Consider the following 19721-nt stretch of genomic DNA (forward strand, 5'->3'; position numbering starts at 1 on the left):
CATTGTTATTCGGAACCACGTCTGGCATACCCCAGAGGCTACAGGTGAAAGACTGACCTACATAGTTTGGAAAAGAGTCTGCGGATGGTACAGCTGCGCCTCTGACAGGAGCGTGTTGCGGTCATCCACCGAAGCATCCAGGTCAGCGATGGTGTGCGCCAGCATGAGGATAAGGAGATTGGCGCGTTCTACTCCCGCCCTCGATCCCTCTTTCTACGGAAAAAGACAGAATTCTCCGCTGATAATTAAGTTATGCACACTTCTTTTTGCTTCGGAAGTGTGCATAACAATTTTTTTTACTTACAGCTTATCCACATCCCCATTCATGATATGCGGTATTGATTGCTGTATCTTCTCAAAAGGCCAATTCCACCATTGCAGCCGGATTAATTTCTCGATGGTTGCGTCATCAAAACGCTTTTTGATGGCTTTCGCGGGAATCCCGCCAACAATGGTATAGGGCGGAACATCTTTGGTTACCACGGCTCTGGTTGCAATGATAGCCCCGTCGCCGATGTGAACGCCGGACATGATCACAGCCTCGTATCCGATCCAAACATCATTGCCAATAACGATATCCCCCTTGTTATCCCAGGCTGATTTCACGTTGGCCTTATCCAACCCCCATTCTTCAAAGAAGATGGGGAAGGGATAGGTTGCAAGAGATCTTTGGGTGTGATTGGAGCTGGTTAATAAAAACCTGGCTCCGCAGGCAATGGAACAGAATTTACCGATGATCAACTTATCCTGATTGACAGGATAATGATAGAGCACATTATTCTTCTCAAATTGCCTGGGATCGCAGGTAAAGTCGTTGTACATGGTGTAATCACCAACCATGATATTGGGGTTGGTAATGGCCCCTTTTAAATAGATGGTGCCAGAATCATTGGTTCGCGGATAAATCTTATTATCTGGAATAGTCATTAGAATTCTCCTAAGTTTTTTATAGTCTTATTCTTTAGTCAACTATTCCAGCCATCACAATGCATCGTTGCACTTCATCACCTGCCTTTCCATGAAAAGTAAAATTTCCAGCAATACGCTGAATGCCCGCTTATGATATTTCATTCCATGGTTTTATGGAAGGTGGCGTAGGGTTGTGGGCAAACAGGAATGTTTGCCCTACATGAACCGGAATGTCATTCTGAACAAAGTGCACTTCCTGAGCCACGAGTGAAGAATCTCGGCTTACATGAACAGATCATTCCATCTGCGTTTCTGTCATTTGATCAACCGTGAGACCACGCCGAGATCGTTTCGCCTTGCTTCTGCAGGGCTCACGATGACACGAGAAAGTGTGACGTGTGTTCATGCGGTTATTTCTTGGGATCAGAACAACGTCTGCGGGCGATACTGTAGCGCCTCGGCCAGGTGGGTGTTGCGAATTTCCGCTGAATTATCCAGATCGGCGATGGTGCGAGCCAGCTTGAGGATGCGGTGGTAGGCGCGTGCGGACAGGTGCATCTGCGCCATGGCGGCTTTCATCAGATTCTGGCAGGCCTCGTCCAGCGCGCAGTATTGGCGCAGGTCGGCCGTGCGCATATCGGCGTTGCACAGGATGCCGGCCTGGGTCTGGCCGCCGGCGTCGAAGCGTTGGCGTTGGATCTCGCGCGCGGCTTCCACACGCGCCTGAATGACTGCCGAGGGTTCGCCGTAGCGCTGGTCGCTGAGTTTGTCGTAATCCACGCGCGGTACGCTGACATGGATGTCGATGCGGTCCAACAGCGGGCCGGAAATGCGCTTCTGGTAGGTCAGGATGGCGCCCTGTGAGCAGGTGCAGGCTTTCTGTAGGTCGCCGTAATAGCCGCACGGGCAGGGGTTCATGGCCGCTACCAATTGGAAATTGGCCGGGAAGGTCAGCGAGCCGCGCGCGCGGCTGATGGTGACCTGCTTGTCCTCCAGCGGCTGGCGCAGCACTTCCAGTACGTTGCGCCCGAACTCGGGCAGCTCGTCCAGGAACAGCACCCCGCGGTGGGCCAGTGAGACCTCGCCCGGGTGCGGCCAGTTGCCGCCGCCCACTAATCCGGCGTGCGAGATGGTGTGGTGCGGGGCGCGGAAGGGGCGCGTTTGAATGAGGGGCACCTCCGGCGGGAGCATATCGGAGATGGAATAGATGCGCGTCACGTCCAGGGATTCATCGATGGTCATGGCCGGCAAGATGGCGGGCAGCGCGCGCGCCAGCAGGGTCTTGCCCGCGCCGGGCGGCCCGATCATGAGCAGGTTGTGCCCGCCGGCCGCGGCCACTTCCAGAGCGCGCTTGACGTGCTCCTGACCTTTGACTTCCTTGAAATCCGTTAGCGCCCAGGCTTGGGTGCCGGTCACCGGGGTGGGCGGTTGGGGACTGACATCGCGGCGGCCCTGCAGAAAGGCGGCCAGCTCTTCCAGCGATTCCACCGGGATGACTTCCAGATCGGGGATCAGTGCCGCTTCGCCCGCGTCCACCTTGGGAACATAAATGCGTTTATAACCCTGTTCGCGCGCGATGGCGGCCATGGGCAGCACCCCGCGCACATGCCGGACCGAACCGTCCAGCGAGAGTTCACCCACCACCAGACCTTCTTCCAGCGGCCGTGTTGGCAGCATTTCCATGCAGGCCAGGATGCCCAGAGCGATGGGTAAATCATAGGAGGGGCCTTCTTTGCGCACCGAAGCGGGCGCCAGATTGATGGTTAAACGGGAGCGGGGGTAGGGGTAGCCGGCGTTCTTGATAGCGGCCAGCACGCGCTGCCTGGATTCCTGCACGGCCGCGTCGGGCAGCCCGACGATGTCCATGCCCGGCAAGCCCTGGGCGGTGTCGACTTCCACCTCCACAATGGTGCCTTCCAGTCCGATGATTGCACAAGAATATACACACGCCAGCATGATTGTTTGATTACCTTGTGTTCGTTGTTTACTTCAGCGTTAATCATACCCGTTTATTCGTGAAACCGGGCAAAAATATTTTTTGTTATATCTGCTATCCGGGTATATCGATGTTTTTGAGTTTGTAACCGATTTGGTACAGCCCTGAAAAGTCTTTCCCAACCTATCGATTATGATGTTCATGTTCTTTTTTTCCCATTGCAGGGGTATCAGCTCCTTAAAAATTCCTGTTTGTAACGGAGACTCGGCCTCGCCGGATTATAATTATGGTTTACAAACATAATATTATTATTCCACTATGGGGGATGCACTCTCACTTCAAAACACATAATTAACCCGATCAACAATTCAATATGGAGGAAAGTATGGAGCAAAGACCCAAGTTCAACCTGCACGCGTTTTACCTGAGCATCTTCAACCTCAATTTTCTGGGCATCGGCTACTTGCTGGCCGGAAAAAAGAAGCGTTGGCTGATCGCGCTGGGCGCCAACCTGGCGCTTCTGGCAGCCGGCTATTTCCTGAACGCATCGCGCCAGCCGGGATTGTGGGCTTCGATGTATATCGCAGCTTATCTTGCCGCGGCAGTGGACCTGTATCTTCTTGTCGCCAAGGATCCTACTTTAGTACCGGAAAAACTGACCCAAAAAGCTTTCCTGCTGCCGTTGATCGGCGCGTTGCTGCTGGTGGTTTTCCTGGGCGGGTTCTTCGCCTACCGTTCAGCCGGCAATGCACTGATCGATAAAGCCATGGCGGCCTATTTGATCGATGATTATCCGCTGGCTTTCAAAGACCTGTATTCGGTCAACCAGCTTTATCGCTGGTCGTTGAACCCGGCCGTGCCTGCCAGTGAGTCCAAGCTGCAGGAAGTCAGTGTAATCCTGACGGCTCAAAACCAGGCGAATCAAAAGGAATATGAGGCGGCGCTGGATGCGGTGGCGAAATTTTACGAGTTCTTTCCGTCCTCGGACAAAACCGATTTGATGGACAATCTGGCTATTGACCAGAACCTGGCCTGGGCGCAGGACCTGATGGCGGATGCGAATTATCAGGGATGCCTGAATCACTTCCAGACTATCTTGAATGACTATCCCAGCCAGGCGGCCGAACGGAAGATCGATATCGACAATGCCATGGCGCAGAATTATCTAGAATGGGGCAAATCCCTAAGCGCCAAACAGTCCTATAACGGCGCGATTGAAAAGTTGGAGATCGTTGTAAACAACTATGTCAATACAACTTCTTACGCTGAAGCCTATCCCGCGGCTGCCGAAGCGCATTATGCTTATGCGTTGAGCCTGGAAGAGAATAACAATTTCAGCGCGGCGGAGACACAACTGATGTTGGTGCAAACGGATTATATCAATGCCAAGGTGCTCGAAGATGCGGTCAAGGAGATGCCGAAGCTCTTATTGGCCTGGGGTATCGATTTGCGCGAAGATGACTCCTACCTGGAAGCGATGCAAAAATTGAATCAGGTTGCGGAATACACTTCCGATAGCACTATGCTGGCGAAAGCGGAAGACCAAAAGACGGAGATCATCCCGTTGTTAGCCCGTGACGATGGGGAGGACGGTGCCGAGGTCATCCAGGGCGCTTTGCTTCAAGTGTGTAATGGCGAAGAGGTGAGCAACCCAAGCGTTGATATTTTCCCGGATGAACCCGGAAAAGCAATGGCCTGCCTGGGATACACAAATTCATACGTAGCGGAGGAAGCCCAGGCGGACATCCCGGGTACTTTCCGCTACGCGATTACCACCGAAGACGCCGACCGGCGCGTGCAGAGCTGCGATTACCTGACTTCCATGGACAGCCGCACACTCGAACGCTGGCAATCCGGCACCAAGGTCACCATCTTAAACGTCAAGGATGGATCGAAATATAAGGAAAAGGTTTTCTACGGTTCTTCACCAGATTCCTGCCCGGCGTCATATTGGTTCTCCATGAAAGTGGAGCTAACCTGGGGCGGCGATGTGGACGAAGAGAAGATCAAAGAATGGGTATCAACGGTGATCAAATGAAAAAGACAGGCAAAATTCTTATTACCCTGCTGCAGGCGGCGCTGCTGATTAACCTGAGCGGCTGCCTGCCTATGAGTGAAGCACAGATCAACGCCAAAGCGCAAACGATCTATCAAAACCTGAAAGAACCCGTCCCGGCGGAGGAAATTGAAATTCAACGGGAATTGGCAGACGAACAGGTCCTGCGTTTAAGTATCAGGGATATCCGCTACGTGGATACAAACCGTATGAGCGTCAACGACCTGACCTTCATGGATCAGGTCTTCCCCGGACTGACCCGCAAAGATCCCAAGAGTGGTGAATACCTAGGCGCGCTGGCGAAATCCTGGAAAGTCTCCAAAGATCTGCAAACCTGGACTTTCGAGCTCCAGCCGGACATCCCTTGGGTAATCAGGAACCCGGAGACCGGCGAGATAGCGGAACTGCATGACGAAAATGGCGATGTGGAAATGGTGACCGCGGCGGATGTTCGCGCCGGTCTGTTGAACATCCTCAACCCGGAGAATGGCTCTTTCCAATCCTATTACCTGAACACCATTGTCAATGCGGTGGAATATGCCAGCGGTGAGGCACAACCCGAAGATGTGGGCATTGAGGCGCCCAGTGATACCAAATTGGTGATCCATACCAACCAGCCCAACCCTTACCTGGATGCGATTGCCGCGCTGCCGATCTTCTCGGCTATCCCGAACTGGACCGAGCCTTTCATTTTGAAGGAAGAAACGGTTGATGTGATGCTTTACTACGGCCCGTATGTGGTGACCCAATATTTTTCCGAAGCGGCCATCCAATTGGTGAGCAATCCCTTCTGGCCGGGAACGGAAGGTTTGGGCAAACCGGTGCTGACCGAAATCGACTACGATTTGCGCAACACTGTCTTTCCCACAGACCTGTATGCGTCAGGTGAACTTGATCTGGTCAAGAGCAACTATTATGAATATGATTCCATCCGCCAGGGTTCCGGCTTGGAAGAGGATGCAGTAACCTCGCCCGGTTCCTGCGGGTATTACCTGTTCTTCAAGCAGATCGACAGCGGGTTGGCCGCCAGCGCCGAAACGCGCCGGATGATCACATCTGCGATCAATAAGGAAAACCTGAACAAAAGCCTTTTCTATGGAACCGCCCAAACATTGAACCATTATGTACCGGCCGGTGTGCGCGGCGCCTTGCCGCAGGATGATGACCTGGGCATTGCTTACGATCCTGAGAAAGCTGCGGAGTACTTCGCTGCTCTGGTGGCAGAGGAACCGTTGATCGAACCGCTGCAGATTTTCACGATGGATGTGAGCAAAAACACAGCCATTCTGGAAACCATTGCGGCGGATCTGATGAACGCCAACGTTCCGGTAGAAGTAATCGTGGGTGAGGATTGGAACGAATTCGCCGATTTATTGGAAGAAGACGATACATCCTATAACCTGCTGCTGACGGAATACTGTATGAGTTACGACGACGCGCAGACGCTATGGGACGCCTGGCTGGATGGCAGTTTCACCACGAAGAGTGAAAACTGGCAATCGGAGGCTTTCTTCAAACTTATGGATGCCAGCCTGAAAGAGGGTAAAACAGAGAAGCGCGCGGCGAAATATGCCGAAATGGAAGCTATCGCAGTCGTCGACGACGTAGTGGTGATCCCGCTGTTGTGGGAGAGCGATTACTGGCTGCGCCGCCCGACAGTGGATGGTCCGCTGCAGATGCTTACTCCCCATTTTGAAGATTGGGCGATTGTAAAATAGTATAGATACTTTGACGGAAATAGAGAGGGCAGTCCAATCGGGCTGCCCTCTTGTTTTTGTTGTTTTTATGGAATTCACATATGTGAAGCGTTGTAGCAATTGTGAATTTTGTATGTTATATTACAAATTATCTAGTTAAAGAAAATTCATTTTTTATGGAAGGGGTATGGATAGCAATACCCGCAGGCAATTATTAGCTGAAATAGCGACTCTGTATTACAAAGAGAAAAAAACGCAATCGCAGATTGGGCGTCGATTGGGTTATTCACGTTCTGCCATCTCGCGTTTGTTGACTGAGGCAGAACAACAAGGTATTGTCGAAATTACCATTAAATATCCCCTTTCACGGGATTCCGTATTAGAACGTCGTCTAAAGGATAAGTATCACCTGGAGGCGGCGTTTGTGGTTAACTCCGGCCAGACTTCTTATGAAAATACCTTGCAGTTGGTAGGACGCATGGGCGCTTTCTTTATGGAACAAGTCCTCAAAGATGATACTGTGGTTGGGATTGGCTGGGGCACTTCCATTTCTGAACTGGTGCGTTATCTCCCATATATGCCCTTGTCCGACGTGCGTGTGGTGCAGGTGATTGGCGCAGTCGGCGGGCAGAGCAACCCGCATGTAGACGGCCCGGGTGTAGCGGCCAATTTTGCCAATAAAGTGAATGCGGAATATCACATTTTGCATTCGCCGCTTTTCCTCGATACCGATGCGGCATGCAATACCCTGAAACAGCAAAAGCAAATAGCGGAGACCTTGGACGAAGGTGTTCGCGCCAATATCGCGTTGCTGGGCATCGGCACGGTTGAGGTGGATCCGCTCTATTCCAGTATTTACCGTTCCGGTTTTATGTCAGAGAAAGAAGTGCTGGATGTAAAAGAACAGGGCGGGGTGGGTAACTTCTGCGGCGCAATCCTGGATGAGAATGGGAAGATTTTGGATCACAGCATCAACAGCCGTACCATGGCGGTTGATTTAAGCCGCCTGCGCGAAAACTGCAATTTGATTGTGGGTGTCGCAGCCGGAGAGAAAAAGCACAAGGCGATTGAATCTGTTTTGAACGGCAACTGGTTGGATGTGTTGATCACCGACTCGGCAGCGATACACCCAATTTTAGAATAATCAAGTTTGGAGGTTCGGTATTAATGCCTACTAGCAGTAAGAAAGAAAAGTTGATTGAAGGGGTCTTGCCCGAGAGCAAAGCACACGAGCTCTTGTATAAGATGGTGTTGACAAGGGCGTTCGAAGAGAACGCGGAAGAAATGTATGGTTTGGGAAAGGTACATGGAACCATGCACCTTTCGATTGGTGAAGAGGGTGTCGCGGCCGGAGCCGGCCCGGCACTGCGCCCGAGCGATTATTTATTAAATACGCACCGCGGTCATGGCCACTTCCTCATGTGGGGCGGCGATTTGAACCGCATGATGGCTGAATTCATGGGAAAAGAAGCCGGATACTGCCGCGGACGCGGCGGCTCCATGCACATTGCCGACGTAGAATCCAACAACCTGGGCGCGCAGGGTATTGTGGCAGGCAACCTGCCCATCTCCGTGGGCGTTGGGTTGAGCATCCAGATGCGTAAGACCGACCAGGTCGTACTGACCTTGTTTGGTGACGGCGCGGCCAACGAAGGAGCTTTCCATGAATCCCTGAATATGGCCAGCATTTGGAATTTGCCGGTCATTTACCTGTGTGAGAATAACCAATATGCCATGTCCATGGCTTTCGAACGCGCTTTCCGCGTGGAACAAGTCAGCGAACGCGCTGCGGCTTACGGCATGAAAGGGTTGACCGTGGACGGTAATGACGTGATCGCGGTTTACAAAGCGGTCTCCGAAGCTGCCGAACAGGCCCGCAAAGGCGCCGGCCCGACTTTGATCGAAGCGATTACCTACCGTTGGAAAGGCCACTCCAAGAGCGACCGCCAGCTTTACCGCACCCGTGAAGAAGTCAAGAAATGGATGGAAAAAGATCCCATCAAACGTTTCGCGGCCAAATTGGATGTGGATGAAGCCGGTTTAAAAGAAATTGAGAAAAAAGCAAAAGAAGAAATTCGTAAAGCAGTCGAGTTTGCCGACAACAGTCCCGAACCGGATGTGAACACTATTTTGGAAGGTATCTATGCGTGAGCTAAGTTATATGGAAGCCTTGCGTGAGGCGATGCGCCAGGCCATGCAAAAAGATGATCGCGTGTTTTTAATTGGTGAAGATATTGGTATATACGGCGGCGCCTTTGGCGTTTCTGCCGGTTTGCTGGATGAGTTTGGTCCCAAACGCATCATTGATACCCCCATTTCCGAAGCCGGGATTGCCGGCGCTTGCATCGGCGCGGCTGTAACCGGTATGCGCCCGATTGGCGAGATGCAGTTCAGCGACTTTGTGGTGATTGCCATGGAGCAGTTGGTTATGCAGGGCGCCAAGATGCGCTTTATGTTCGGCGGTAAAGCTGAAGTGCCTTTCGTCATGCGTTTGGCGGGTGGTTCCGGAACCGGCGCCGCGGCGCAGCATTCCGAAAGTTTGGAAAACTGGTTTGTGCATGTCCCCGGTTTGAAAGTGGTCATGCCTTCGTCTCCTTATGATGCCAAAGGGCTACTGCTGGCAGCCATCGAGGACAACAACCCGATTATGTTCTTTGAACATAAAGTGCTTTACAAGACCAAAGGCCCGGTACCGGAAGAAATGTACACCATTCCGCTTGGCCAGAGCCATGTAGTCCGTGAAGGTAAAGACCTGACGGTCGTTGCCACCTCTATTATGGTTTCGCGCGCCCTGGAAGCTGCCGAACAGCTTTCCAAGGAAGGCATCGAATTGGAGATCATCGATCCGCGCACGCTCAAACCGCTGGATGAAAAACCGATCATAGAATCCGTGATCAAGACCGGCAAGGCCTTAATTGTTCACGAAGCTGTCAAGACAGGTGGTTTTGGCGGCGAACTGACCGCGGTGATCATGGAAAGCGAAGCTTTCGGCTATCTGGACGCGCCGGTCAAACGACTGGCAGGTTTGGATACACCCATTCCTTACAATCGCAACCTGGAATACCACGCGGTACCTCAGGTGGAGAACATTGTTGAAGAAGCCCGTAAATTGGTAAAAGGGCAATACTAGGAGAGCGCCGTGGCTAAAGAAATCATTATGCCGAAATTCGGCTTTACCCAGGAAGAATCCGAGATCCTGGAATGGCTGAAACAGGACGGCGATAAAGTAGATAAAGGCGACCCTATTGCGGTGGTTAGTACCGATAAGATTTCCATGGAAGTGGAAGCGCCGGAAGCCGGTATTATCGGCGGCATCCGCTATAAGGTCGGTGACATTGTACCGGTGACCAGGATCATTGCGTATGTCTTACAGCCGGGCGAAAAAGCACCTGAAACAGACACGGCGGCTCCGGCCCCTCAGGCAGAAGCACCCGCGGCACCTGTTGTGGAAGAAAAGGCAGCCCAACCGGCTGCGGCTGCTTCCTCAAGCGCTTTTTCTATCTCACCGGTAGCGCAGCGACTGGCGGATGACCTCAATATTGATGTCAGTCAAATCAGTGGCACTGGGCGCGACGGCCAGGTGACCAAGAAAGACGTGGAAGACTTCGCAGCTGCTCTTAAGGCAGGTGCGGGCAAGATAAACGCCACTCCGGCTGCCCGCCGTATTGCGCAGGAAAAAGGCGTGAAATTGCAGCCGCTCAACGGCAGCGGCCCCAGCGGCCGCATTCAGGCTGCCGATGTCAGCAGCGCGCGCGTCAGCGCTCCCGCTGCCCAGCCGGCCATGGCCGCGGCACCCGGCATGGGTGCAATCCCCGGTTTGACCGTGTTGAAAGAAATCCCCCTGGTGGGCATGCGCCGCACCATCGCGCAGAATATGCAGCGCAGCATGCAGCAGGCGCCGCACATGTTCCTGCAAGTCGATGTGGAAATGGACGCGGCCGAGGGCCTGCGCAAGCTGGCCAACCAGAACAAAGTCGCAGATGCGCCCAAGATTTCCGTGACAGCCTTGATCGTCAAAGCCGTTGCCTGGGCGTTGAAGCAGAACCCCATTATTAACAGCCAATATACCGATGAGAAGATCATCGAGTATGCGGATATCAATATCGGTATTGCCACCGCTTTGGATAACGGCCTGATTGTGCCGGTCATCCACAATGCGGACAGCAAGGACTTATTGGAGATCTCGCTTGAATTGGGTGATTTGGCTCAGCGCGCCCGCAGCAATAAATTGCAGCCGGATGACCTGGCTGGCGGTACTTTTACGATATCCAACCTGGGTATGTTCGGCATCGACCGTTTCACCGCCATTATTAATCCGCCGCAATCGGCCATTCTGGCAGTGGGCAAAATGAACAAGGTGTTTGTGCCTGATGAAAATGACCAACCGGTATTACAGCGCCAGGTTGCTTTCACACTGAGCGCTGATCACCGTGTCATGGATGGATCACAGGCAGCCAAGTTCCTGACTGACCTGAAAGATAGTTTATTGAACCTTGGAGAGATTTTAAAATGAGTCGTGTGATAGCAGAACTTCTTCAACCAACTTGTGTTTTATTAAATCAGAAATTTGAAAATTCAGAAGAGATTATTCGTGCTATCGGCACGGAATTGTACGAAGCTGGTTATGTAAAGGAAAGTTTTTCAGAAGCGGCTATTGATCGAGAAAAAAATCTACCCACCGGGCTACCATTAGCCGGCGGTTTCAACGCAGCCATACCACATACGGAAATTGAACATGTAATAAAACCCGCTCTGGGTTTAGTAACACTGACCCAGGAGGTCAATTTCCAAAACATGGTTAATCCACAGGAATCCGTGCCCGTACGGATGGTTTTTGTTCTCGCTCTGGAACAACCGAAAGCGCAAATTGAAATGCTGCAGGAAATTGCCAGTGTTCTGCAAAATCCTGGCCTTGTAGAGCGGATTCTAAAAGCAGAATCGTTTGAAGAGGTGATATCAGAACTTCGTAAATAATAAGGAAGCATGATTGAAAATTTGTAAATCCGACATAAAATATTTTTAACATGCTAACCTTTTTTATAAAAATTTGATTTTAGGAGAGTGAATGTGGATACACCGAAACGAATATTAGTTGCTTGTGGAACTGCTATCGCCACCTCGACTGTGGTGGCCAAAGGAATTGAGGAAGCATTGAAAGAACGCGGAATTCAGATCACAACGCGTCAATGCAAGGCTTCCGAAGTGCGCTCGCTGGTTGATGGTGCCGATTTAATTGTGACTACAACTCCGGTGCCGAGTGATTTGGGTGTACCGGTTATTCAAACATTAGCATTTCTAACTGGAATTGGAAAGGAGGAAGTTATCGAACAAATAATTACAGCACTGAAAGATTAAACACACAATTTATAAAAAAATAATACAAAATTATTCTGGAGGTTTAGCATGGAAGTCTTTTTGACGACTTTAAAAGCCGTGATTGATAATCTCGGCGCAACTGTTGTACTTCCCATTATCATTTTCTTTGTTGCATTGATTATGGGTGCCAAACCCGGTAAAGCGTTCCGCGCTGGTGTTACCATCGGTATCGCTTTCATCGGTATCAACCTGGTGATTGGCCTGATGTGGGGTACCCTGTCCGGCGTAGCGCAGGCTATGGTTACCAACTGGAACATCCAACGTGATGTTGTGGATGTTGGTTGGCCTTCCGCTGCTGCCATCGCATTCGGTACCGATGTAGGCCTGTGGGTCATCCCGATCGCGATCGTGGTCAACCTGATCCTGTTGGTCTTCAAAGCTACCAAGACTTTGAACATCGACATCTGGAATTACTGGCACTTCGCGTTCCTGGGATCCATGGTTTACATGGTCTCCCAGAACCTCACCTATGGTTTGATTGCCGCGGCAATTGCTGCAGCATTGGCGCTCTTCCTGGCGGATTGGACAGCCAAAGCTGTGCAGAGTTTCTACAACCTGCCTGGCATCTCCATTCCTCACCTGACCACCGCTCCCGGTGTGCCTTTCGCTATCTTCACCAACTGGCTGATTGATCTGATTCCAGGCGTAAAGAACTGGAAGGTCGATCCCGATACCATTCAGAAGCGCTTCGGCGTATTCGGCGAGCCCGTAATCATGGGCTTGGTTATCGGCTTGGTCCTGGGAGTCATGGGCTATTATAATGCGGAACAGGCTGCTGTCGCTATTTTGCAGACCGGTATGAACCTGGCTGCTGTTATGCTGCTGCTGCCCCGCATGGTCCAAATCCTGATGGAAGGCTTGATCCCTGTTTCCGAAGCTGCCCGCGAATTCATGAAGAAACGCGCCAGCGACCGCGAAATCTATATCGGTTTGGATTCCGCCATTTTGATCGGCCACCCCGCCGCGATTTCATCCTCACTGGTTCTGGTCCCGATCGTCATTTTATTGAGTATCATCCTGCCCGGCAACCATGTTCTGTTGTTTGCTGACCTGGCCATTATTCCGTTCGTTGTGGCTATGTTTGCTCCACTGATGCAGGGTAACATCTTCCGCATGATCGTCGCGGGTATCCTGGAATTGGGTGTAGGCTTCTACATCGCCACCAACATGGCCCCGCTGTTCACCAGCGCTGCTCAGAACGCAGGCTTTGCCATGCCGGAAGGCGCCAGCCAGATCACCAGCATTGGTGATGGATTCCTGTGGCCGCAATTCCTCTTCACCAAAGTGGTCCAGTCTTTGGGTGGTGTCATCGGTTTAGTTGTCCTGGCAGCTCTCCTCGTTGTGGTCTGGGTTCTGTACGCAAAGAATCCCGCCAAATGGGAAAAGATTGCCGGTGCTCCCGAGAAGTAAGATATCGTTTGAGTCAAAATTAATGGATAAGAATTGTGGCGGTCACTTGGCCGCCACAATTTATCAAAAGAAGGCATTATTTTATGATATATGCATTCATACGCAGTTATATTGGGGGATTTGGACGGGCGTTGATGGATTTTTACATCGCTAACAGTTTCGTGATCAACGCAATCGTTCTGATTTATGGGCTGCTGGTTTACCTGGCCCATATCAGCTATCTGAAAGCTTACCGTTATTCACTTGAAAAGTTGGGCGTCAATTTGGCGCCGTTGGAAAAGAATAAGCCGGCGAAAATTCCCACTCGCCTGGATTTCACCAAATTGGAATGGCGCGAAATCGCCAAGACGTATTGGTTCCCGTTGATCGCGCCGCCGCGCAGTTTGTGGCTTTCCATCAAAACGCAGGCTGTTATCCAGCATTATTTTGGTGAAGAACAAATCACAGCAATGTTGAAACAACATCGAGAAAAAAAGGATTAGGTGGATCATGTCATTTATTCATCGCTTTATTGGCACAGAGAACAATTACCGTTGGGAAGATGTACCCGTTCGTGAATATGGCGAAGAATTTTTGGGCGTCACCCGGCAGATAATGATCGGGCCGGATGACGGTTCGAACAATTTTCACTTACGCTATTTCCGCTTGGAACCCGGTTCGCACAGCCATCTGGAACACCACCCGCACGAACACGGCGTCATCATCCTGCACGGTAAAGCGCGCGTACAGCTCAATGATGAATTCTTTGAAGTCAAGCCTTACGATGCCATTTTTATTTCCAGCGAAGATGTACACCAATTCACACCCATCGGGGATGAACCGCTGGGTTTCCTGTGTGTTATCAAAGACAAGAATTCCAAGTAATCTGAAAGGTAAGATCAAAGAGGTTTGAGCGCGCGTGTCGCAATGAACGTGGGCATATACTCGTTGATCTTATCTTCCTCCCATTTATCTTCAAAAAAACCGATCAGGTGAAAACCTGCCTGTAATTGCCCGCCGATTTGTTCTTCCAAGGTATGGCTGAACTCCAGCGGGTCATCTGGGTACCAGCGCAGGCGTTCTTCTTCCGTGAGGCTGTATAGATCAGAGAAGGGCAGGCTGTATTTGACGTGGTAGATGCCCTGTTCAGCCAGATCGTTATCAAAGGTGTAGATGACCGGGTTTAAAAAGCCGGCCACCAGCGTGCCGCCCGGGGCCAGCACGCGGAAAGCCTCGCGCCAGACTGGCAGGATTTCCGGGACGAAACAGTTGGAGACAGGGTGGAAAATGAAGTCAAAGCTGGCATCCTCGAAAACGGAGAGGTCGGCCATGTCGCCTTCCACCAGACGCAAGTCCAGATTCTCGCGTTCCGCCACCAGGCGGTCCTGCGCCAGCTGTTTGGGGGAGTTATCGAACACAGTGACCAGCGCACCGGCCGCTGCCAGAATTGGCCCTTGTTGCCCGCCGCCGGAAGCCAACCCCAGCACACGGCAGCCGTGTAAATCCGGATACCAGCTCATCGGCACGGGTTTGGTGGGTGTGAGCAGCAGTTGGAATTTACCTTCGCGCGCGTCCGTGATTTCCAGCGGGGATACCGGTACAGTCCAGGGATTCTGGATGTCTACTTCATGATCCCAGGCCTGCTTATTGTATTGGGTGATATTCAACTTGGCGCACATGGTTTTTTCTCCAAAAAATGATATTATCTGATTGATTTGCTTATTATACGGGAGGCACAGCATGCTGAATATCATTAATCAACTTAAATTTACCCGTGGTGAATTCCGCAAAGGGTTCACCGGCGTCAATGAAGATGAAGGCATGCGCCGTTTCATGCCCATTAACAGCATCAGCTGGATGGTTGGGCATCTGGCCTGGCACGAGCAGCTCTACTGGCTGACGCGCCTGCAGGGTTATACCCCCATTCCCGAATTGAACGACCTGGCGTCTTTTGGCGGCGAAGCCAGCCAGCCCTCGCTGACACAAATGATTGCCTACTGGGAGCAGATCACCGCGGAAGCAGATCCCTTTTTGGAGAGTTTAACGCTGGCGGACCTTGACCCGGATGTGGTGGACAAGACCGGCAAAAAATATCAAATTAATAAAGGTACCTTGATTTCACGTGTGATCTATCATTATTGGTATCATACGGGTGAGATGCAGGCTGTACGGCAGCTGCTGGGGCATACCGGCTTGCCGGATTTCGTCAGTGACGATATCGAAACCATCGGAAAATATTACCTGGATAAGGAGGAATAAAATGAGTCTTTCCGGAAAGAACGTCATCATATTGGCTGAAAATTTCTATGAGGACCTGGAACTTTGGTACCCCTATTATCGTTTGAAAGAAGAAGGCGCGGATGTCAAGGTGGTGGGCATGCCCGGCGTGGAAAGTTACGGCAGCAAACACGGTTACCCGGTCAGCCCCGACCTGACCCCGAAGGATGTTGAAATTGAGAAGATTGACGCGCTGTTGGTGCCGGGCGGTTACGCCCCTGATAAGCTGCGCCGTTATCCCGAGATGCTGGCGCTGGTGCGAAAGGCTTTTGACCAGGGCAGCGTGATCGGCATGATCTGCCACGCGGGTTGGGTGCCGATTTCGGCCGGTATTATTAAAGGTAAGAAAGTTACCTCCGTCAGCGCCATTAGGGATGATATGGTCAACGCGGGCGGAGAGTGGCTGGACCAGGCAGTGGTCGTAGACGGCAACCTGATCAGCTCGCGCACTCCGGCTGACCTGCCGGCTTACTGCAAGGCCATCATCGCCGCCCTGAGTAAGTAGTTGATAAAGAAATAGGATATCTAATTAATATGAAAACCGCTGTCTTTGCACTTTTCTATCTGGCCGGCGCCATTGGCGCTTATATATTGCGCATCCCTTCACTGAAGCTGAATGCCCGGGCACAAAAGCCGGAGGAGCGTATGAGCCAGAAACAGCGCATGCAGAAGGAAGGGACTCTGCTCAGCGTTTTAATGATCTTTTGGTTCCTGGCGGCCCAAGTACTGCCTATCTTATACCTGACGACAAATTGGTTTGCACGCTTTGATTTTCGTCTGCCGGATGTCTTTTATTATGCCGGACTGGTGATTTTTGGGGCAGCGCTGTGGTTATTGCGGCGCGCGCATAACGATCTGGCGCGCAGCTGGTCGGCAGTGGTGCAGATCAAGCGCGACCAACAGTTGATCACCGAAGGTATATATGCCCATATGCGGCATCCGATTTACAGCGCCCATTTGCTGTGGGGTGCGGCACAGGTGCTGCTGATTCATAACTGGTTCTGCGGTTTTTTGGGATTTGCGCTGATCGTTACCATCATGGTCCTGCGTATCCCGCGTGAGGAAAAACTACTGCTCAACCAATATGGCGAAGCATATCGCAGCTACATGCAAAGCACCGGCGCACTGATACCGCGCTGCCGTTAAATAATCGAGGAGATTTCTCTATTCTTCGGTGATCAGGAACACGGATGTGTGCGCTTTGACGGGTTTGACCACCCGCACGGCTACTTCTTCGCCCTTGGGTGCGTTCTCGACCGCCTCATGCTCGATTTGAAGGGACGTAATTTCCTGGGTGAAATCGGAACCGTGGCCGAGAAAATGGACCTGGTCGCCTTTGTGCAGTGGATGGGTTAGCAGGATGGCAGCGACGTTGATGCGGTCGAAGAAATGGGTTACTTCTCCTACACGAACGCCAGTCATAGGATATCCTCCTTTATTAACCTTCTTTTTTCATTATATAAGAATTCATGTAAATTAAATTGATTTAGAATTATCTGGTATGGACGCAATTACTGTAAACCACTTAAGGCGATTGTATAAAAGCACGGACGGCATTATTAAACGAACCACCAAAGAAGTAGTGGCGGTTGAGGATGTATCCTTTGAAATCCGCCAGGGTGAACTCTTTGGATTGTTGGGGCCAAACGGAGCCGGCAAGACCACTTCAGTCAAGATGTTGACCACCTTGTTGATCCCCAGCGGGGGCAGCGCTACCATTTTAGGGCTGGATGTAGTCAAGGATGCCAACAAAGTACGCCCGCGCATCGGGTTCATATTTGGCGGGGAACGCGGTTTATACTGGCGCCTGTCCGGCCTGGATAACCTGCGCTATTTTGCCAGCCTGTATTATGTAGATGAAGCTACGTCAAAAAAACGTATTCCGGAACTGCTTGAAATTGTGGGGTTGAAAGGCCGTGAGCGTGAAAAAGTAGAAGGCTATTCGCGCGGCATGCGCCAACGCCTGCATATCGCCCGCGCGTTGCTGCACGACCCGGAAGTGTTGTTTTTGGATGAGCCGACCATGGGCCTGGATCCGGTGGGGGCGCGCGAATTGCGCACCACGGTTAAGAACCTGCAATCGGCTAACAAGACCATCCTGTTGACAACACATTACATGTTTGAAGCCGACGCGCTGTGCCAGCGCATTGCGGTCATCAACAAAGGAAAGATTGTCGCGTTGGATACGCCTGAGAAATTAAAGGAAAATGTGCAGGATTTGTCCGTTGTTGAAGTTGAACTATACGGCATCCCGCAGGAAGTAATCGAACGCATCAAAGCGCTGGATTTTGTAGTCGAGGTTTCCATTGAGAACCGCGACCAGCGTCAGGTAATGCAGGTGCATACCCCCAAAGGGCCGGAGGCTATTCCGGTGTTGGTAGAGCATTTGAATGGGCTGCGGATTGGGCGCATCATCACACGTGAACCCACATTGGAGGATGCTTACGTACGCCTGGTGGGCGGAGCGGAGCAATAGGATGAAACGCATCGGATTGAATCTCCGAATTATGGCGCGGGCTTTTGAGATAGAGCTGCGTCAAAACATGACCGATGGGTTTGTGCTTTTCGGTATTCTGATTCAACCGCTCATTGTGGCCTTTATGGCGTTGTGGATGCTGAAAGGCAAGGGGCCTGATTACGCCATCTTTGTGGTGATTGGCTCAGGTATGACCGGCCTGTGGACAACATTGCTGTTCAACGGCGGCAACAGCATCACCGGTGAACGCTGGACGGGAACACTGGAACCATTGGTGGCGTCTCCGGCTTCCCTGCGTGTGGTGATCTACGGCAAGGTGCTGGCCAACGTAACCCAGTCGCTGCTGTCCATGATTGGTAGCTATTTCCTCATTTCATTTGCCATGGGATATCCGCTAACCCTGACATATCCCGGACTGTTCTTCCTTTCACTGGTGATTAGTGTATTTTCACTGGTCAGTTTTGGGTTGATCCTGGCTTCATTCTTCATTCTGATTCCGGATTTCGCGCGCATGGTTAACACGCTGGAATTTCCGGTCTATATCCTGTGCGGTTTTCTGTTTCCGATTGCGCTGCTGCCGGGGTGGACCACCCCCTTAAGCTACCTCTTATCGCCTTATTGGGCGGCGCTGGCATTGCACGGCGCGGCGCAGGGTACGCTGGAGCCGCTGCAGATCGTGGGTACCTGGGGCATCATGGCCTTCTTCAGCCTGGTTTATATCCTGGCTTCCGGCCGTTTATACCGGGTGATCCTGCGCAAGGCGCGCAGGGATGCTACCCTGGATATTGTAGGAAATTGATATGTTGAACCGCTTGACGACCAACACACGCATTTTCTTTGAAGGCGCTTATTATTCATATAAGGCGCTGTTCCGTTGGCTGCGGCCGGCTACTTACCTGGCTTCTGAAGTTTTCGCGCCGCTGACCATGATGATTTTCTTTGTGTATATTGGCGCGTATGCCAGCGGCAGTAACAGCGCGTCATTTTACGTGATCGGCAACTCATTGATCTTCGCCGCTTCCAGCGGCATCTTCGGCGTGACCATGAGCGTGGGCGGAGAGCGCTGGTCGGGCACGCTGCCGTACCTGTTTGGATCACCGGCCAACCGTTGGGCCATGTTTGTCGGCCGGGCAGTCATGCACGTTTTGAATGGCATGCTGGGCGTGTTCATCGGGCTTGGCTGGGGTATCCTGTTATTCAAATTGGACCTTTCCCATACCGACCCGCTGGCTTTGTTATTAACCATCCTGATCACCACCTTCAGCACCTCCGGCCTGGGACTGCTGATGGGCTGCCTGAGCCTGATCACACGCAACGTGATGCTGGTCAACAACACCGTCTATTTCCTGCTGCTGGTTTTTTCGGGCGCCAACATTCCGGTGGGCGATCTGCCGCGCTGGATGCAGGTTATTTCGCAGGGTTTGCCGTTGACGCGCGGTGTAGCTTGCGCGCGCACCATCATTGACGGCGGCAGCCTGGCGGACGTGCTGCCGCTGCTGCAAGTGGAATTCCTTATTGGGGTTATCCTGACCATTCTGGGTTACTTTTTATTTAAAATTTTTGAAATTGAAGCAAAGAGAATGGGTACATTAGACATTTTTTAGA

At 51.7% G+C, this 19721-nt stretch carries 21 protein-coding genes; 17 read left to right on the plus strand and 4 right to left on the minus strand.

Translation table 11 applies throughout. The features are described from left to right. Nucleotides 1-300 precede the first annotated feature (300 nt). A complete protein-coding gene (locus Pelsub_RS07055) occupies nucleotides 301-927 on the minus strand; it encodes a CatB-related O-acetyltransferase (protein WP_116224429.1) in 627 nt (208 codons plus the stop codon). Nucleotides 928-1332: 405 nt separating this feature from the next. Continuing rightward, complete coding sequence (locus tag Pelsub_RS07060) at nucleotides 1333-2865, minus strand: YifB family Mg chelatase-like AAA ATPase (protein ID WP_116224428.1); 1533 nt, start codon at nucleotides 2863-2865, stop codon at nucleotides 1333-1335. 365 nt (nucleotides 2866-3230) lie between these two features. Here Pelsub_RS07060 and bamD point away from each other — a divergent pair, with 365 nt between their 5' ends. The 11 genes from bamD to Pelsub_RS07115 all read left to right on the plus strand — a co-directional run bounded on the left by bamD (nucleotide 3231) and on the right by Pelsub_RS07115 (nucleotide 14248). Continuing rightward, nucleotides 3231-4883: an outer membrane protein assembly factor BamD gene (gene bamD, locus Pelsub_RS07065; RefSeq protein WP_158675022.1), complete on the plus strand. Its 1653-nt coding sequence runs from the start codon at nucleotides 3231-3233 to the stop codon at nucleotides 4881-4883. Continuing rightward, nucleotides 4880-6619: a peptide ABC transporter substrate-binding protein gene (locus Pelsub_RS07070; RefSeq protein ID WP_158675023.1), complete on the plus strand. Its 1740-nt coding sequence runs from the start codon at nucleotides 4880-4882 to the stop codon at nucleotides 6617-6619. Before bamD ends, Pelsub_RS07070 begins: the two co-directional genes overlap by 4 nt. A 166-nt stretch (nucleotides 6620-6785) precedes the next feature. Further along, nucleotides 6786-7742, plus strand: a complete 957-nt coding sequence (locus Pelsub_RS07075) for a sugar-binding transcriptional regulator (RefSeq protein ID WP_116224425.1) — start codon at nucleotides 6786-6788, stop codon at nucleotides 7740-7742. A 23-nt stretch (nucleotides 7743-7765) separates the two neighbouring features. Further along, a complete protein-coding gene (locus Pelsub_RS07080; protein ID WP_116224424.1) occupies nucleotides 7766-8749 on the plus strand; it encodes a thiamine pyrophosphate-dependent dehydrogenase E1 component subunit alpha in 984 nt (327 codons plus the stop codon). Continuing rightward, nucleotides 8742-9728, plus strand: a complete 987-nt coding sequence (locus tag Pelsub_RS07085) for an alpha-ketoacid dehydrogenase subunit beta (protein ID WP_116224423.1) — start codon at nucleotides 8742-8744, stop codon at nucleotides 9726-9728. Before Pelsub_RS07080 ends, Pelsub_RS07085 begins: the two co-directional genes overlap by 8 nt. Before the next feature lie 9 nt (nucleotides 9729-9737). Further along, nucleotides 9738-11111, plus strand: coding sequence for a 2-oxo acid dehydrogenase subunit E2 (locus tag Pelsub_RS07090; RefSeq protein WP_116224422.1), 1374 nt, complete (start codon nucleotides 9738-9740; stop codon nucleotides 11109-11111). Next, a complete protein-coding gene (locus Pelsub_RS07095) occupies nucleotides 11108-11572 on the plus strand; it encodes a PTS sugar transporter subunit IIA (RefSeq protein ID WP_116224421.1) in 465 nt (154 codons plus the stop codon). The genes Pelsub_RS07090 and Pelsub_RS07095 overlap by 4 nt, the downstream gene beginning before the upstream one ends. A gap of 93 nt (nucleotides 11573-11665) precedes the next feature. Next, nucleotides 11666-11953, plus strand: a complete 288-nt coding sequence (locus Pelsub_RS07100) for a PTS sugar transporter subunit IIB (protein ID WP_116224420.1) — start codon at nucleotides 11666-11668, stop codon at nucleotides 11951-11953. Nucleotides 11954-12001: 48 nt separating this feature from the next. Next, entirely contained in the window at nucleotides 12002-13384 is a 1383-nt protein-coding gene (locus tag Pelsub_RS07105; protein ID WP_116224419.1) for a PTS galactitol transporter subunit IIC, read from the plus strand. A 134-nt stretch (nucleotides 13385-13518) separates the two neighbouring features. Next, nucleotides 13519-13866, plus strand: a complete 348-nt coding sequence (locus Pelsub_RS07110; protein ID WP_126440445.1) for a hypothetical protein — start codon at nucleotides 13519-13521, stop codon at nucleotides 13864-13866. Nucleotides 13867-13873: 7 nt separating this feature from the next. Then, nucleotides 13874-14248, plus strand: coding sequence for a cupin domain-containing protein (locus Pelsub_RS07115; RefSeq protein ID WP_116224417.1), 375 nt, complete (start codon nucleotides 13874-13876; stop codon nucleotides 14246-14248). 14 nt (nucleotides 14249-14262) lie between these two features. On the opposite strand, the gene Pelsub_RS07120 is transcribed toward Pelsub_RS07115, so the two are convergent. After that, complete coding sequence (locus Pelsub_RS07120; RefSeq protein ID WP_174233250.1) at nucleotides 14263-15042, minus strand: class I SAM-dependent methyltransferase; 780 nt, start codon at nucleotides 15040-15042, stop codon at nucleotides 14263-14265. Nucleotides 15043-15103: 61 nt separating this feature from the next. On the opposite strand from Pelsub_RS07120, the gene Pelsub_RS07125 reads away from it, so the two are divergent. From Pelsub_RS07125 to Pelsub_RS07135, 3 genes are read left to right on the plus strand one after another with little or no spacing between them, the layout of a single operon-like run. Continuing rightward, nucleotides 15104-15622 carry a DinB family protein gene (locus Pelsub_RS07125; protein WP_116224416.1) on the plus strand — a complete coding sequence of 173 codons (519 nt, stop codon included), beginning with the start codon at nucleotides 15104-15106 and terminating at the stop codon, nucleotides 15620-15622. A gap of 1 nt (nucleotide 15623) precedes the next feature. Then, entirely contained in the window at nucleotides 15624-16145 is a 522-nt protein-coding gene (locus Pelsub_RS07130) for a type 1 glutamine amidotransferase domain-containing protein (RefSeq protein WP_116224415.1), read from the plus strand. Between the two features lie 29 nt (nucleotides 16146-16174). After that, nucleotides 16175-16786, plus strand: coding sequence for a protein-S-isoprenylcysteine O-methyltransferase (locus tag Pelsub_RS07135; RefSeq protein WP_116224414.1), 612 nt, complete (start codon nucleotides 16175-16177; stop codon nucleotides 16784-16786). A gap of 18 nt (nucleotides 16787-16804) precedes the next feature. On the opposite strand, the gene Pelsub_RS07140 is transcribed toward Pelsub_RS07135, so the two are convergent. Continuing rightward, nucleotides 16805-17062 (minus strand): hypothetical protein, encoded by a 258-nt coding sequence (locus tag Pelsub_RS07140; RefSeq protein WP_116224413.1) that lies wholly within the window; start codon nucleotides 17060-17062, stop codon nucleotides 16805-16807. Nucleotides 17063-17141: 79 nt separating this feature from the next. On the opposite strand from Pelsub_RS07140, the gene Pelsub_RS07145 reads away from it, so the two are divergent. From Pelsub_RS07145 to Pelsub_RS07155, 3 genes are read left to right on the plus strand one after another with little or no spacing between them, the layout of a single operon-like run. Next, entirely contained in the window at nucleotides 17142-18116 is a 975-nt protein-coding gene (locus Pelsub_RS07145) for an ABC transporter ATP-binding protein (protein WP_116224412.1), read from the plus strand. Between the two features lies 1 nt (nucleotide 18117). Then, nucleotides 18118-18915, plus strand: coding sequence for an ABC transporter permease (locus Pelsub_RS07150; protein ID WP_158675024.1), 798 nt, complete (start codon nucleotides 18118-18120; stop codon nucleotides 18913-18915). A gap of 1 nt (nucleotide 18916) precedes the next feature. After that, nucleotides 18917-19720 (plus strand): ABC transporter permease, encoded by an 804-nt coding sequence (locus tag Pelsub_RS07155; protein WP_116224410.1) that lies wholly within the window; start codon nucleotides 18917-18919, stop codon nucleotides 19718-19720. Nucleotide 19721 lies beyond the last annotated feature (1 nt).

It is taken from the genome of Pelolinea submarina (genome assembly GCF_003966975.1).
GTDB lineage: Bacteria > Chloroflexota > Anaerolineae > Anaerolineales > Anaerolineaceae > Pelolinea > Pelolinea submarina.

What these genes read in the sequence shown, in the direction of transcription:
- Pelsub_RS07140 (WP_116224413.1), bottom strand. Translation starts at nt 17,062, where the DNA reads ATGACTGGCGTTCGTGTAGGAGAAGTAACCCATTTCTTCGACCGCATC.
- Pelsub_RS07110 (WP_126440445.1), top strand. Translation starts at nt 13,519, where the DNA reads ATGGATTTTTACATCGCTAACAGTTTCGTGATCAACGCAATCGTTCTG.
- Pelsub_RS07105 (WP_116224419.1), top strand. Translation starts at nt 12,002, where the DNA reads ATGGAAGTCTTTTTGACGACTTTAAAAGCCGTGATTGATAATCTCGGC.
- Pelsub_RS07095 (WP_116224421.1), top strand. Translation starts at nt 11,108, where the DNA reads ATGAGTCGTGTGATAGCAGAACTTCTTCAACCAACTTGTGTTTTATTA.
- Pelsub_RS07125 (WP_116224416.1), top strand. Translation starts at nt 15,104, where the DNA reads ATGCTGAATATCATTAATCAACTTAAATTTACCCGTGGTGAATTCCGC.
- Pelsub_RS07135 (WP_116224414.1), top strand. Translation starts at nt 16,175, where the DNA reads ATGAAAACCGCTGTCTTTGCACTTTTCTATCTGGCCGGCGCCATTGGC.
- Pelsub_RS07130 (WP_116224415.1), top strand. Translation starts at nt 15,624, where the DNA reads ATGAGTCTTTCCGGAAAGAACGTCATCATATTGGCTGAAAATTTCTAT.
- Pelsub_RS07150 (WP_158675024.1), top strand. Translation starts at nt 18,118, where the DNA reads ATGAAACGCATCGGATTGAATCTCCGAATTATGGCGCGGGCTTTTGAG.
- Pelsub_RS07075 (WP_116224425.1), top strand. Translation starts at nt 6,786, where the DNA reads ATGGATAGCAATACCCGCAGGCAATTATTAGCTGAAATAGCGACTCTG.
- bamD (WP_158675022.1), top strand. Translation starts at nt 3,231, where the DNA reads ATGGAGCAAAGACCCAAGTTCAACCTGCACGCGTTTTACCTGAGCATC.
- Pelsub_RS07085 (WP_116224423.1), top strand. Translation starts at nt 8,742, where the DNA reads ATGCGTGAGCTAAGTTATATGGAAGCCTTGCGTGAGGCGATGCGCCAG.
- Pelsub_RS07070 (WP_158675023.1), top strand. Translation starts at nt 4,880, where the DNA reads ATGAAAAAGACAGGCAAAATTCTTATTACCCTGCTGCAGGCGGCGCTG.
- Pelsub_RS07115 (WP_116224417.1), top strand. Translation starts at nt 13,874, where the DNA reads ATGTCATTTATTCATCGCTTTATTGGCACAGAGAACAATTACCGTTGG.
- Pelsub_RS07080 (WP_116224424.1), top strand. Translation starts at nt 7,766, where the DNA reads ATGCCTACTAGCAGTAAGAAAGAAAAGTTGATTGAAGGGGTCTTGCCC.
- Pelsub_RS07120 (WP_174233250.1), bottom strand. Translation starts at nt 15,042, where the DNA reads ATGTGCGCCAAGTTGAATATCACCCAATACAATAAGCAGGCCTGGGAT.
- Pelsub_RS07060 (WP_116224428.1), bottom strand. Translation starts at nt 2,865, where the DNA reads ATGCTGGCGTGTGTATATTCTTGTGCAATCATCGGACTGGAAGGCACC.
- Pelsub_RS07055 (WP_116224429.1), bottom strand. Translation starts at nt 927, where the DNA reads ATGACTATTCCAGATAATAAGATTTATCCGCGAACCAATGATTCTGGC.
- Pelsub_RS07145 (WP_116224412.1), top strand. Translation starts at nt 17,142, where the DNA reads ATGGACGCAATTACTGTAAACCACTTAAGGCGATTGTATAAAAGCACG.
- Pelsub_RS07155 (WP_116224410.1), top strand. Translation starts at nt 18,917, where the DNA reads ATGTTGAACCGCTTGACGACCAACACACGCATTTTCTTTGAAGGCGCT.